This is a genomic window from Streptomyces silaceus (genome assembly GCF_001419745.1).
Taxonomy (GTDB): Bacteria; Actinomycetota; Actinomycetes; order Streptomycetales; family Streptomycetaceae; genus Streptomyces; species Streptomyces silaceus.
Map to the genome: position 1 here is coordinate 1 of NZ_LIRJ01000091.1, position 12,636 is coordinate 12,636.

The 12,636-nt window shown below is 71.3% G+C and carries 10 protein-coding genes, 3 tRNA genes and 1 pseudogene; 9 read left to right on the forward strand and 5 right to left on the reverse strand.

The window, feature by feature from the left end:
• A pseudogene (locus tag AOK22_RS10700) lies at positions 1-708 on the forward strand (DNA primase); the annotation flags it as partial.
• A gap of 163 nt (positions 709-871) precedes the next feature.
• Positions 872-2,218, forward strand: a complete 1,347-nt coding sequence (locus AOK22_RS10705) for an RNA polymerase sigma factor (RefSeq protein ID WP_055698359.1) — start codon at positions 872-874, stop codon at positions 2,216-2,218.
• A 91-nt stretch (positions 2,219-2,309) separates the two neighbouring features.
• Here AOK22_RS10705 and AOK22_RS10710 read toward each other — a convergent pair whose 3' ends face one another.
• From AOK22_RS10710 to AOK22_RS10725, 4 genes are all read right to left on the reverse strand, one after another.
• Positions 2,310-4,229, reverse strand: coding sequence for an ABC transporter ATP-binding protein (locus tag AOK22_RS10710; RefSeq protein WP_055698360.1), 1,920 nt, complete (start codon positions 4,227-4,229; stop codon positions 2,310-2,312).
• On the reverse strand, positions 4,229-5,962 hold the full coding sequence (locus tag AOK22_RS10715) for an ABC transporter ATP-binding protein (protein ID WP_055698361.1): 1,734 nt from the start codon (positions 5,960-5,962) through the stop codon (positions 4,229-4,231). Before AOK22_RS10715 ends, AOK22_RS10710 begins: the two co-directional genes overlap by 1 nt.
• Before the next feature lie 167 nt (positions 5,963-6,129).
• On the reverse strand, positions 6,130-7,560 hold the full coding sequence (locus AOK22_RS10720; RefSeq protein ID WP_055698362.1) for a xylulokinase: 1,431 nt from the start codon (positions 7,558-7,560) through the stop codon (positions 6,130-6,132).
• Between the two features lie 140 nt (positions 7,561-7,700).
• A complete protein-coding gene (locus AOK22_RS10725) occupies positions 7,701-8,003 on the reverse strand; it encodes a YtxH domain-containing protein (RefSeq protein WP_055698363.1) in 303 nt (100 codons plus the stop codon).
• Between the two features lie 204 nt (positions 8,004-8,207).
• Here AOK22_RS10725 and AOK22_RS10730 point away from each other — a divergent pair.
• The 3 genes from AOK22_RS10730 to AOK22_RS10740 all read left to right on the forward strand — a co-directional run bounded on the left by AOK22_RS10730 (position 8,208) and on the right by AOK22_RS10740 (position 8,608).
• A tRNA-Asn gene (locus AOK22_RS10730) sits at positions 8,208-8,280 on the forward strand.
• Positions 8,281-8,285: 5 nt separating this feature from the next.
• Positions 8,286-8,358 (forward strand) — tRNA-Asn (locus tag AOK22_RS10735).
• Positions 8,359-8,534: 176 nt separating this feature from the next.
• Positions 8,535-8,608 (forward strand) — tRNA-Ile (locus AOK22_RS10740).
• 93 nt (positions 8,609-8,701) lie between these two features.
• Here the strand turns inward: AOK22_RS10740 and AOK22_RS10745 are convergent.
• Positions 8,702-9,859: a YihY/virulence factor BrkB family protein gene (locus AOK22_RS10745; RefSeq protein ID WP_055698364.1), complete on the reverse strand. Its 1,158-nt coding sequence runs from the start codon at positions 9,857-9,859 to the stop codon at positions 8,702-8,704.
• A 237-nt stretch (positions 9,860-10,096) separates the two neighbouring features.
• Here AOK22_RS10745 and AOK22_RS10750 point away from each other — a divergent pair, with 237 nt between their 5' ends.
• The 4 genes from AOK22_RS10750 (at position 10,097) to AOK22_RS10765 (ending at position 12,414) form a co-directional block, all read left to right on the forward strand.
• On the forward strand, positions 10,097-10,738 hold the full coding sequence (locus tag AOK22_RS10750; protein WP_157872212.1) for a hypothetical protein: 642 nt from the start codon (positions 10,097-10,099) through the stop codon (positions 10,736-10,738).
• Positions 10,735-11,163, forward strand: a complete 429-nt coding sequence (locus AOK22_RS10755; protein WP_055698366.1) for a phage holin family protein — start codon at positions 10,735-10,737, stop codon at positions 11,161-11,163. Before AOK22_RS10750 ends, AOK22_RS10755 begins: the two co-directional genes overlap by 4 nt.
• The gene (locus tag AOK22_RS10760; protein WP_055698367.1) at positions 11,139-11,795 is read left to right on the forward strand and encodes a DUF3618 domain-containing protein; all 657 of its coding nucleotides are present in this window, start codon (positions 11,139-11,141) and stop codon (positions 11,793-11,795) included. The genes AOK22_RS10755 and AOK22_RS10760 overlap by 25 nt, the downstream gene beginning before the upstream one ends.
• 220 nt (positions 11,796-12,015) lie before the next feature.
• Positions 12,016-12,414 (forward strand): TOBE domain-containing protein, encoded by a 399-nt coding sequence (locus AOK22_RS10765; protein ID WP_055698368.1) that lies wholly within the window; start codon positions 12,016-12,018, stop codon positions 12,412-12,414.
• Positions 12,415-12,636: the final 222 nt, after the last annotated feature.

Here is a 12,636-nt window from a genome sequence, read left to right on the forward strand (position 1 = left end):
CAGGCCGCGCCCGTCGTCGCCCGCATCAAGAACAGCGGCGCGCAGCACGAGGTCGCCGTGCAGCTCGCCGGCATGCTCGGCATCCTCGACACCCAGTTCGTCGTCAAGCGCGTCGCCCAGCTCGCCCGCTGGGCCCGCGAGCGCGGCGGCAAGGGCCCCGCCCCGGCCGCCCAGCGCCCCGCCGCCGCCTACGAGAGCGCCCCGCCGGGCTTCAGCGGCCCCGCCCTGACCCTGCGCAGCCCCGCCCACCGCACCGAGCGCGAGCTGCTCAAGCTGGCCCTGCAGCGCCCAGACCTGGTCTCCCCGGCCTTCGACGCGTACGGCGTCGACGAGTTCACCGCCCCGCCCTACGCCGCGGTGCGCCGGGCCATCGAGGAGGCGGGCGGCGCCGAGCTCGGCTCCCAGGAGCCCCAGGAGTACCTGGTCCGCGTCCGCGACGCCGCGCCCGACGACGCCGTGCGCTCGATGGTCACCGAGCTCGCCGTCGAGGCGATCCTGCGCAAGACGGTCGACGAGGTGTACGCGGGCATCCAGCTCGTGCAGGTCAGGCTGCGTGCCGTGGACCGCCGCATCCGCGACGTCCAGGGCAGCCTCGCCCGCCTCGGCGCGGGCGGCGACCCCCAGCATCTGGCCGCCGTGCAGAACGAGTTGTGGATCCTCCAGCAGTACGGCCAGGCGCTGCGCGAGCGCGGCGCGGACGCCCTCTGAGGCACCCGCGGACGCCCCTCTGAGGCAACTGCCGGGGCCGCACCAGGATTCATTCCGAGGCCAAGGGTTACCCGGCGGGTAACCAGGCAGTTACGGAACGGACTCAAAAAGTCACCGCACGCCCCTCGTGGCGGCCGTGTGTCGTACCCCACACTGGGTTCCGGTGCCTGAGTCCTCGGAGCGCGGCCGGCCCGCAGACAGCGGGTCCGACACCCCCGCGGTTCCACACATCGTGTTCGGGACGGACAGCGGCGAGGCCGCCGTCTCTCTCCCGTTGCCGCACGCCTCAGCAGCGATCACCCTGGAGGTCGCCCCCGTGCAGACCCAGACCCTCACCCAGACCGACACCGCCGCGCACGCGGCTGCGGATGCGGACGTCCTGGAGGCGGTCCCACCGCAGAGCCGTGCCTCCCGGCACCCGGAGGCGCAGGGCGCACCCGAGGCCCAGCCGACGCAGGAAGCCCACACGGCACAGCCGACGCAGCCGGCACAGGAAGGCCCCGAGGCCACCGACACCCCCGAGACCACCGGGGCGCCCGAGGCCCTGGAGCCGGAGACGCTCGACCTGCCCACCCCGCGCAGCCGCACCGAGACCGGCGGCCCCTCCTCCGACCTGTTCCGCCAGTACCTGCGCGAGATCGGGCGGATACCCCTGCTCACCGCCGCGGAGGAGGTGGAGCTCGCCCGTGCCGTCGAGGCCGGACTGTTCGCCGAGGAGAAGCTGGCGGGCACCCCCGACCTCGACTCCCAACTCGCCCTGGACCTCGACAAACTCGTCGTCATGGGCCGAATGGCCAAGCGCCGCCTCATCGAGGCCAACCTCCGCCTGGTCGTCTCCGTCGCCAAGCGCTACGTGGGCCGCGGACTGACCATGCTCGACCTCGTCCAGGAGGGGAACCTCGGCCTGATCAGGGCGGTCGAGAAGTTCGACTACGCCCGCGGCTACAAGTTCTCCACCTACGCGACGTGGTGGATCCGCCAGGCCATGTCACGGGCCCTCGCCGACCAGGCCCGCACCATCCGCGTGCCCGTCCACGTCGTCGAGCTCATCAACCGCGTCGTACGCGTCCAGCGCCGCATGCTCCAGGAGCGCGGGTACGAGCCCACGCCCGAAGAGGTCGCCGCCCACCTGGACCTGCCCCACGAGCGCGTCAGCGAAGTGCTGCGCCTGGCCCAGGAGCCCGTCTCGCTGCACGCACCTGTCGGCGAGGAGGACGACGTCGCGCTCGGCGACCTCATCGAGGACGGCGACGCCACCTCACCCGTGGAGTCCGCGGCGTTCCTGCTGCTGCGCGAACACCTGGAGGCGGTCCTCTCCACGCTCGGCGAACGCGAACGCAAGGTCGTCCAGCTGCGCTACGGCCTCGCCGACGGCAGGCCCCGCACCCTGGAGGAGATAGGCCGGATCTTCGGCGTGACCCGCGAACGCATCCGCCAGATCGAGTCCAAGACGCTCAACAAGCTCAGGGACCACGCCTTCGCCGACCAGCTGCGGGGCTACCTGGACTGAGCAGGGCGCGCCCCCGAAGGAGGCGCGCCCCGAGCCACGGCGGCCGGTCGAACCAGGCCGCGGCGGCTGATCGACCCCGGCCACGGCCGCGTCAGTTGACCTCGGCCACGGCCTCCGCGAACTGCGCGGCGTACAGGCGCGCGTACGCACCCTCGGCCGCCAGCAGGGCGTCGTGCGTGCCCTGCTCCACGATGGACCCGTTCTCCATGACGAGAATCGTGTCCGCGTCACGGATCGTGGAGAGCCGGTGCGCGATGACGAACGACGTGCGCCCGTGCGCGAGGCGCGCCATCGCCTTCTGGATGAGCACCTCGGTACGGGTGTCGACCGAGCTGGTCGCCTCGTCGAGCACCAGGATCACCGGGTCGGACAGGAACGCCCGCGCGATGGTGATGAGCTGCTTCTCGCCCGCGCTCACCCCCGTGCCGTCGTCGTCGATCACCGTGTCGTAGCCCTCGGGCAGCGTCCGGATGAACCGGTCCGCGTGCGCGGCCCGCGCGGCCTCCTCGATGTCCTCGCGGCTGACGTCCTTCGCGGCGCCGTACGCGATGTTCTCCGCGATGGTGCCGCCGAACAGCCAGGTGTCCTGGAGGACCATGCCGATCCCGGACCGCAACTCGTCCCGCGACATCTTCGCGACGTCGACCCCGTCCAGCGTGATGCGCCCGCCCGTCACCTCGTAGAACCGCATGAGGAGATTGACGAGCGTCGTCTTGCCGGCGCCCGTCGGGCCGACGATGGCGACCGTGTGGCCCGGCTCCACCACCAGCGACAGGTCCTCGATGAGCGGCTTGTCCGGGTCGTAGCGGAACGACACGTGCTCCATCTCGACCCGCCCGCTCAGGTGGTCGGGGCGCTCGCCCGGCACCGGGTCGGCCTCCTGCTCCTCCGCGTCGAGGATCTCGAAGATCCGCTCCGCGGACGCGACACCGGACTGCACGAGGTTCGCCATCGAGGCGACCTGCGTCAGCGGCATCGAGAACTGCCGCGAGTACTGGATGAAGGCCTGCACGTCACCGATGGACAGCGAACCGGACGCCACCCGGAGGCCACCCACCACGGCCACGAGCACATAGTTCAGGTTCGAGATGAAGAACATCAGCGGCTGCATGACCCCGCTGTTGAACTGCGCCTTGAACCCGGCCTCGTACAGCTGCTCGTTCTGCTCGGCGAACGTCTTGGCCGACTGCTCCTGCCGGCCGAACACCTTCACCAGGGTGTGCCCGGTGTACATCTCCTCGATGTGGGCGTTGAGTTCGCCCGTCGTCCGCCACTGCTGCACGAACTGCGGCTGCGAGCGCTTGCCGACCTTCGTCGCCACGAAGAACGACAGCGGCACCGTGATCAGCGCGACCAGCGCCAGCAGCGGCGACACCCAGAACATCATCACCAGGACACCGATCACCGTCAGCAGCGAGTTGACGAGCTGTCCCATCGTCTGCTGGAGCGTCTGGTTGATGTTGTCGATGTCGTTCGTCGCGCGGCTGAGGACCTCGCCGCGCTGGCGCTTGTCGAAGTACGACAGCGGAAGCCGCGACAGCTTCTGCTGCACGTCGCCGCGCATCCGGAACACCGTCTTGTTGATGGCGCGGTTCGACAGCCGCGTCGCCACGGCCATCAGCAGACCCGCCGCGAGGAACGTGCCGAGCGCGAGCAGCAGGACCTCGCCCACCGCACCGAAGTCGATGCCCTGGCCCGGCGTGAAGTCGACGCCGGAGAGCATGTCGGCCATGCCGCTGTCGCCCTTGGCGCGCAGGCCCTCGATGGCCTGTTCCTTCGTGATGCCGTCGGGCATGTCACGGCCGACGATGCCCGCGAAGAGCAGGTCGGTCGCGCGGCCCAGGATCTTCGGGCCGAGCACGGTGAGCGCGACGCTCACGACCACCGTCGCGAACATCGCGTACATCGTGGTGCGCTCCGGCTTGAACTGCGCGAGGAGGCGCTTGCCGGAGCCCTTGAAGTCCATCGACCGGGAGTCGGGGCCCATCATCGGGCCGCCAGGACCAGCCATTACGCGGCCTCCGCTTCCGTCAGCTGGGAGAGCACGATCTCCCGGTAGGTCTCGTTGCCCTCCATCAGCTCGTGATGGCGGCCCGTGCCCACGACCCGGCCCTCGTCGAGGACGATGATGCGGTCGGCCTCGCGGATGGTGGCGACGCGCTGGGCGACGATGACGACGGTCGCCTCCGCGGTCTCCCGGTTCAGCGCCGCCCGCAGCGCCGCGTCGGTGGCGTAGTCGAGCGCGGAGAACGAGTCGTCGAAGAGGTAGATCTCCGGGCGCTGCACGAGCGTGCGCGCGATGGACAGGCGCTGGCGCTGGCCGCCGGAGACGTTCGTGCCGCCCTGCGAGATCGGCGCGTCGAGACCCTCCTCCAGACCGGAGACGAACTCCTTGGCCTGGGCGACCTCCAGGGCGTGCCACAGCTCCTCGTCGGTGGCGTCCGGGTTCCCGTAGCGCAGATTGCTCGCCACGGTCCCCGCGAACAGATACGGCTTCTGCGGCACGAGGCTCACCGTCCGCGCCAGCAGCGCGGGTTCCACGGTGCCCACGTCCACGCCACCGACCAGGACCTGCCCCTCGGTCGCGTCGATCAGCCGCGGTACGAGGCTCAGCAGCGTCGACTTGCCGCTGCCGGTCGACCCGATCACGGCGGTCGTCTCGCCGGGCCGCGCGACCAGGTCGATGGACCTGAGGACGGGCTCCTCGGCACCGGGGTAGCGGAAGCCCACGGAGCGGATCTCCAGGTGGCCGTGGCTGCGCAGCTCGCGCACCGGGTCGGCCGGGGGCACCACGCTGGACGCGGTGTCCAGGACCTCCTCGATGCGCTCGGCACAGACCTCCGCGCGCGGCACCTGCATGAACATGAAGGTGGCCATCATCACGGACATCACGATCTGCATCAGATACGCGAGGAACGCGGTGAGCGCGCCGATCTGCATGCCGCCGCTGTCGATGCGGTGCGCGCCGAACCACACCACCGCGATCGAGGAGACGTTCACGACCGTCATCACGATCGGGAACATCAGCGCGAGCAGCTTGCCGGTGCCGAGGGAGACCTCGGTCAGGTCCGCGTTGGACTTGCGGAACCGGTCCTTCTCGTAGCTGTCGCGGACGAAGGCACGGATGACGCGGTTGCCGGTGATCTGCTCGCGCAGCACGCGGTTCACGGTGTCGAGCCGCTCCTGCATGCTGCGGAACAGCGGGCGCAGGCGCCGCACGATCAGGCTCACGCTGATGCCGAGCACGGGCACGACGGCGACGAGGACACCGGAGAGCGGCACGTCCTGGCCGAGGGCCATCACGATGCCGCCGACGCACATGATGGGCGCGGAGACCATCAGGGTGAACGACATCAGGACCAGCATCTGCACCTGCTGGACGTCGTTGGTGGTCCGCGTGATCAGCGAGGGCGCGCCGAACTGGCCCACCTCGCGCGCGGAGAAGGACTGCACACGGTCGAAGACGGCGGCCCGCACGTCGCGCCCGAGGGCGGAGGCGGTCCGCGCGCCGAAGAAGACGGCACCGATGTTGCAGAGCATCTGCGCGATCGTGACGGCGATCATGATGCCGCCGAACGTGAGGATGTAGCCGGTGTCTCCCTTGACGACACCGTTGTCAATGATGTCGGCGTTCAGGGTGGGCAGATAGAGCGAGGCGCAGGTCTGCAGGAACTGCAGGAGCACCAGCAAGACGATGGGTTTCTTGTACGGACGCAGGTGTGTCCGCAGGAGTCGTATGAGCACGCTCGGGTCTCTCGAGGAGTCGGGTGTCGGCAGTCGGGCGAGGTCGCCCCCCATACTCCGACACCCGCCCCAGGGGCGTGCAACCGATTAACCCATGACCCGGTCAAATTTCAGCCCGGGTAAAGAAGTGGGCCGGCTTTAAGGATCAAGCGGGCCCACCCGAAGGGTCAGGCGGTGAACGCCCCGGGATGCGCCTGCTCCCGCACCGTCGCGTACTGCTGGCGCACCGCCTGCCCCACCGCGTGCTCCTCACCCGGCTCGAAGACCTGCGCGGCGGCCCCCTGCCAGAACGGCAGCTGACCCGTCAGCGCCCACGCCGCCTGCCGCGCGGCACCGATCGCGGCGTAGTCCGCGGGCTGCGGCACCACGACCTGCGTACCGAACAGCATCGGCGCCGCGGCCTGCACCGCGGGCAGCTCGGCGGCGGCCCCCAGCAGGAACACCCGCCGCACCTCGACCCCGCGCCCGCGCAGCACGTCGAGCGCGTCCCCGAGCCCGCACAGCATGCCCTCGAACGCGGCCCGCGCCAGATGCTCCGGCCGCATCGACTCGCGCCGCAGCCCCGTCAGCGTCCCCGCCGCGTGCGGCAGGCTCGGCGTCTTCTCGCCCTCCAGGTACGGCAGCAGCACCAGGCCGTGCGCGCCCGGCGTCGACTTCATGGCCAGCGCGGACAGCTCGTCCAGGTCCGCGACCCCGAGCATCTCCGCGGTGCCGCGCAGCACCCGCACGGCGTTCAGCGTGTGCACGACCGGCAGATGCATGCCGGTGGCGTCCGCGAGCGAGGTGATCATCCCGCCGGCGTCCGCCAGCGCCTCGTGGTGCACGGCCATCACCGACCCCGACGCGCCGAGCGACACCACGGCGTCGCCCTGCTGCACCCCGAGCCCGAAGGCCGCCGCCATCGTCTCGCCGGTGCCCGCCGAGATCAGCAGCCCCTCCGGCGTCGTCCCCGCGGCCTCGGCCGGGCCGATCACCTCGGGCAGCATCGCCTGGTGCCCCAGGGCCAGTTCGACGAGATCGGGGCGGTACGTCGCCGTCGCCGCCGACCAGTAACCGGTGCCGGAGGCGCCGCCGCGGTCGGTCGTGCGCCGCGCGGGCCGGCCGAGCAACTGCCACACCAGCCAGTCCGGCGCCTGCATGAGGGCGGCCACGCGCCGCGCCGACTCCGGCTCCGTCTTCGCCAGCCAGCGCAGCTTCGTCACCGGGTGCGCGGCCTGCGGCACACAGCCCACGGCCTGCGCCCATGCCTCGCGACTGCCGAGCCCGTCGATCAGGTCGACGGCGGCGACCTGCGCCCGCCGGTCGTTGCCGACGAGCGCGGGCCGCACGGTGTTGCCGTGCTGGTCGAGCGGTACGAGGGCGTTTTGTTGGGCCGAGACGCCGATGGCCTGGACGCCCTCGAGCAGCCCGCCGCCCGCCGCCTCGCCGAGGGAGAGCAGCCACGCCTGCGGATCCACGTCCGAGGGGCGGCCGCCGCCCTCGGTGCTCTCCGTCGGATGCGGGGCATAGCCCTGCTTGAGTACGGCGCCGGTGTCCGTGTCACAGACCACAATGCGCGTGAAATCGGGCGAACTGTCCAACCCTGCGACTATCCCCATGCCAGGAATTCTGCCGCACCGCGAGACGTGTCCCGTACCTGTGTTCCCGCCCCGCGCTCCGGGCGCCGTACTCCGTCCCGGACCCAGGTGGTGGTCCCGGGTCCAGGTGTTGGTCCCGGACCCAGGTGTTGGTCCCGGGCCTAGGTGTTGCTGGTGCCCCAGTCGTCCTCGCCGCCGCCCTGCCCGCGCTCGCGCAGGGACCGCACCCGCCCGGCCACCGAGTCGGGCATCTTGTCCCCGACCTTCTCGGACACCGAGTGGAACGCCTTGCCCGCCACCTCGCGGCCCTGCTGCGTCGCGGACTCCACCGTGTTGCGCACGGCCGGGTTCTGCGAGATCTCACGGGCGGACTTCTTCAACTGCTCGTAGCGCTCGCGTCCGGCCCGGGTCCCGAGCACGTACCCGAGGGCCAGTCCCGCCACGAATGTGAGCCGGTACCGCATGGCTGCCACCCTTTCCTTGCGTCGGCTTCGCGCGCCTGTCGCACGCCTGCCACTCGTCTGTCGCCTGCCCGCCGACCCGCCTGTCGATCGGCCGAGGGATACCGATTGGCGGAGCACCCCCCTGCTTGCGCTAATGTATGTGTCGCAGCGAGCGCCCGCCGCCCGGAGAGTTCCCAGGTAGGTGCGTTCGATGCAACGAGACGATCCCCTGTAGCTCAATTGGCAGAGCAGCCGGCTGTTAACCGGCAGGTTACTGGTTCGAGTCCAGTCGGGGGAGCTCGATCTCCTGTAGCTCAATTGGCAGAGCAGCCGGCTGTTAACCGGCAGGTTACTGGTTCGAGTCCAGTCGGGAGAGCTGTGACGAAGGACCCCTGAGATGCCTCTCAGGGGTCCTTTTTCGTGTCCTGTGGAACCAAGTGACCGGCGCTGCGGTCCTCATGGTCATGCGATGCCGACCATCCGAAGCAGGAGATCGTATGAGCGGCTATGCTGCGGCAGACGGCGCGCACAAATGTGCGCGACGCGCCGTTAGGGGCGGTAGCTCAGCCGGTTAGAGCAGCGGACTCATAATCCGTCGGCCGTGGGTTCGAGTCCCACCCGCCCCACCTCAGCGGGTTTGTGCAGAATCGTTCTGACCTGCGCGAACGTATTCGAGAGGGCCGTCACGTAAACCGTGGCGGCCCTTTTTCACCCTTGGATCATGCGTGTCGGCCCGTCGAACGGGGCCGCTCCGCGGGCCGCCGCCGTGGCCATGTGCGCGTGTCGCGGGGCTCCACGTACGGCTCCTCCTCTTCCGGCATGCCCCCGCTGATCGCGCGCTGCCGGGCTAGCTCGGCGTCGAACTCCAGGCCGAGCAGGATGGCCAGGTTCGAGAGCCACAGCCAGATCAGGAAGACGATGACGCCGGCCAGCGTTCCGTACGTCTTGTTGTACGAGGCGAAATTGGCGACGTAGACCGCGAAGCCGCCCGAGGCGATCAGCCACAGCAGGACCGCCAACGCGCTGCCCGGACTCAGCCAGCGGAAGCCGGGGCCGCGGACGTTGGGCGCCCGCCAGAAGAGCAGGGCGATCATCAGGATCACGAGGACCAGCAGCACGGGCCACTTGGCGATGGACCAGACGGTGAGCGCCAGGTCACCCGCGCCGATCGCGTCGCCCGCGCGTTCGGCGAGCGGTCCGGTGAAGACCACGATCAGCGCGTTGACCGCGAGCAGGACCATCAGGGTCACGGTGAGGACGATCCGCAGCGGCGTCAGCTTCCACACCGGGCGGCCCTCGGGGAGGTCGTAGACGATGTTGGAGGCGCGAATGAACGCCGCCACGTACCCCGAGGCCGACCAGACCGCGAGCACCAGGCCCACGACCGCCATCACGCCGCTCGTGCCGCCGCTGTCCCGCAGCTGGCGCACCGCGTCGCCCAGCAGATCGCGCACCGCCCCCGGCGCCAGCTTCTGGAGGTCGTCGAGGACCGCGCGGGTCGCCGACTCCCCGATCACGCCCAGGAGCGAGACCAGCAGGAGGAGCGCCGGGAAGAGCGAGAGGACCCCGTAGTACGTCAGGGCGGCGGCCCGGTCGGGCAGGTCGTCGTCCAGGAACTCCCTGCCGGTCCGCCGCAGGACCGCCCACCAGGAGCGGGCGGGCAGCTCGGTGGGTTCGTCCGGGGCGGCGCGTTCCACCTCGGGGGAGGGGCCGGTGCCGAGGGCGGGTTCGTCCCGGGACTCGCTTTGCTGTTCGCCCTGGTGTGCCTTCCCGGGCTCGTCGCGTCCCGGCTCCTCGCGTCCGGGCCCGTCATGTGCGTGCGGGGCGCGTTCGTGCGCGTGTGCGCTGTCGTGCTCGTGCTTGCCGAAGAGTGCCATGCACGGCGAGTCGACCGGTTCGGGCGGCGTATGCGCACAGGCGCCGTGCGGAGTGCGTGGCCCTGTCGGTGTACATGGCCTTTCGGCCATCGTGCCTGGTCGTCCTCGTGGACCGTGGCCCGCGCGGTGTCCCGGCGGGGCGGGCGGGTACCCGGCGGCCCGATCGGGGGAGCCACCGACGACTTCGCAGGAGGAGCCATGACGCAGAGCGGCGGACCCGAACGCTCCGCCCGTGACATGGGACGGACAGTCCGAGAACAGGGGCAGGAGGTCGCAGGCACCGCGCGGGACAGCGCAGGCGAGGTGATCCAGGACGCGACCGCCCGCGGCAAGGACCTGTACGAGCAGCTGAAGCAGCGGGCCGCGGGCGAGGCCGAGGGCCAGGTGCAGCGGCTCGCGACGAACCTCCGCTACCTGGCGGACGACCTGCGGCACATGAGCGAGGGCGCCAAGCCCGACTCGCCCGCCGCGGCGATGGTGCACGAGGCGGCGGACCGGGGCCGCCTGCTGGCCGACCGGCTCGACCGGCAGGGGCCCGGCGACCTGATCGACGAGGTCCGGGAGTTCGCCCGGCGCAGGCCGGGGCTCTTCCTGGCCGGCGCGGCACTCGCCGGTGTCGCCGTCGCACGTCTGGGTCGGGGGGTCGGCACCGCGGGCTCGCGGCGGGAATCCGCCGGCGGCGACCGTGAGCCGCCCCCGTCGCTCCCGCCCGCGGAGCCCGAACACGTGTCGGACACGGCGCTGCCCCCGGCCAGGGAGATGCCGCCGGAAGCCGGTGTGCTCCCGGCGCCTGACCCACCGCCCGCCCCGGGCGCCGTGCCGCAGACGTACCCCGGCACCCAGCCGCCCCCCAGGACCGCTCAGGGGTGGCAGGAATGAGCGCGCCCCACACCGAAGGCGCTCGGCCCGGGCCGGTGCACGCGCGGGACGACGCCTCGGTCGGCCAGTTGCTCGGTGACCTCACCGGTGACCTCGCGCGGCTCTTCCGTGACGAGGTGGAGCTGGCCAAGGCCGAGGTGAAGGAAGAGGCGGCGAAGGCGGGCAAGGCGGCAGGCCTGTACGGAGGCGCCGCGTACGCCGTGGGGCTCGCGGTACTGCTGGCCAGCCTGGCCGCGGTATTCGGGCTCAGGCACGTCATGGACATCGCCTGGGCCGCGCTCGTCGTGACAGCGGTATGGGCCGTGATCGGCGCGGTCCTCCACGCCATGGGACGCACCCGCATGCGGACCGTGCAGCCCACGCCCGAAAGGGCGGTCGACTCACTGAAGAAGGACGCGAAATGGGCCCGACACCCGACGAGTTGAGGCAGGACGCCGACACCACCCGCGCCCACCTGGCGCGGACGGCCGACCGGCTCGCGGACAAGGTGAGCCCCCCGAGGGTGGCCCGCCGCCGCACGAGGGCCGCACGGCAGCGGCTCGGCACGGTCAAGGACAGGGTCATGGGCACGGCCGGCGCCGGCACGGCCCGGGTGACCGCAGGAACGGCAGGGACGACCGCACGGGCGGATGACATCATGCGCGGTACCACAGAACAGCTCGGACACCAGGCCGGACAGATCCCCGAACGACTGGGGCAGCAGGTCAGGGAAGCGCCCGAGGCGATCCGGTCGCAGACACAGGGCACCCCGCTCGCCGCCGGGCTCGTCGCGTTCGGAGCGGGGATGCTCCTCGGTGGTCTGTTCCCCGCGAGTGAGGTGGAGGAGCGCGCCGGGCAGCGGCTCAGGGAGCGCTCCGAGGAGCTGGCGGGGCCGGTGAGGGAGACCGTGCGCGAAGCCGCGGAAGGCGTCAAGGAGGAGATGCGCGAGCCGGTCAAGGAGGCCGCGGAGTCCGTCAAGGACACGGCTCAGGACGCCGCCAGGGCCACCAAGGAGGAGGCCCGCAGGGCCTCGGGCGAGGGAATCCAGCAGGCCAAGGGGCGCCCCGGCACCCCGTAGGGGCGGTACGGCCGCGTACCCGGGCGGACCCGCACGCCGTGCGCCTGAGGCCCGGCGACGCGACGCGACGCGCGGGGAAGGCCCGCACGCAGNNGCTCCCGGACCGGCCGGTGCCACGTCTTGGAGGTTCATCCAGACCGGGTGGCGGTGAAACGCATCTGCGATGGATGACTGCCTCAACTTTTACAAATGCGAGCCGATCGCGCATATCTTGTCGCATATGCAGTCCTACACGATTGGGCAGGCCGCGCGTCTGCTCGGGGTCAGCCCCGACACCGCCCGCCGCTGGGCGGACGCCGGACGGGTCGCCACACACCGCGACGAAGCCGGGCGGCGCCTCATCGACGGCCGTGATCTGGCCGCGTTCTCCGTCGAGGTCGCGCAGAACGGCGGGGGAGGCGACGACGACGTCTCGTACACCTCCGCGCGCAACGCGTTCCCCGGCATCGTCACCGCCGTGAAACTCGGCGACGTGGCCGCGCAGGTCGAGATCCAGGCGGGCCCGCACCGTCTCGTCTCGCTGCTGACCAGAGAGGCCGTCGAGGAACTCGGCCTGGAGGTCGGCATGCAGGCCACGGCCCGGGTGAAGTCCACGAGCGTGCACATCGACCGGGCCTGAGCGGTCGTCGCCGACCCGACCGGTCGGCCAACTGGCCCGGCCCTCTGCCTCGGCCGCTGCCCCGGCCCTCTGTGCCGGCGCTCTGCGCCGGTCCGGAGCGGGTGTTCCGCCGTCCGTCCCCCGGCGGCCCGTCTTCGTACATCCGTAACCCGTCCTTCCGTCGTTCGCCTTCCGCCTTCCGCCTTCCGCGAGGAGTCCCGTCCCATGTCCCCGAAGTTCCCC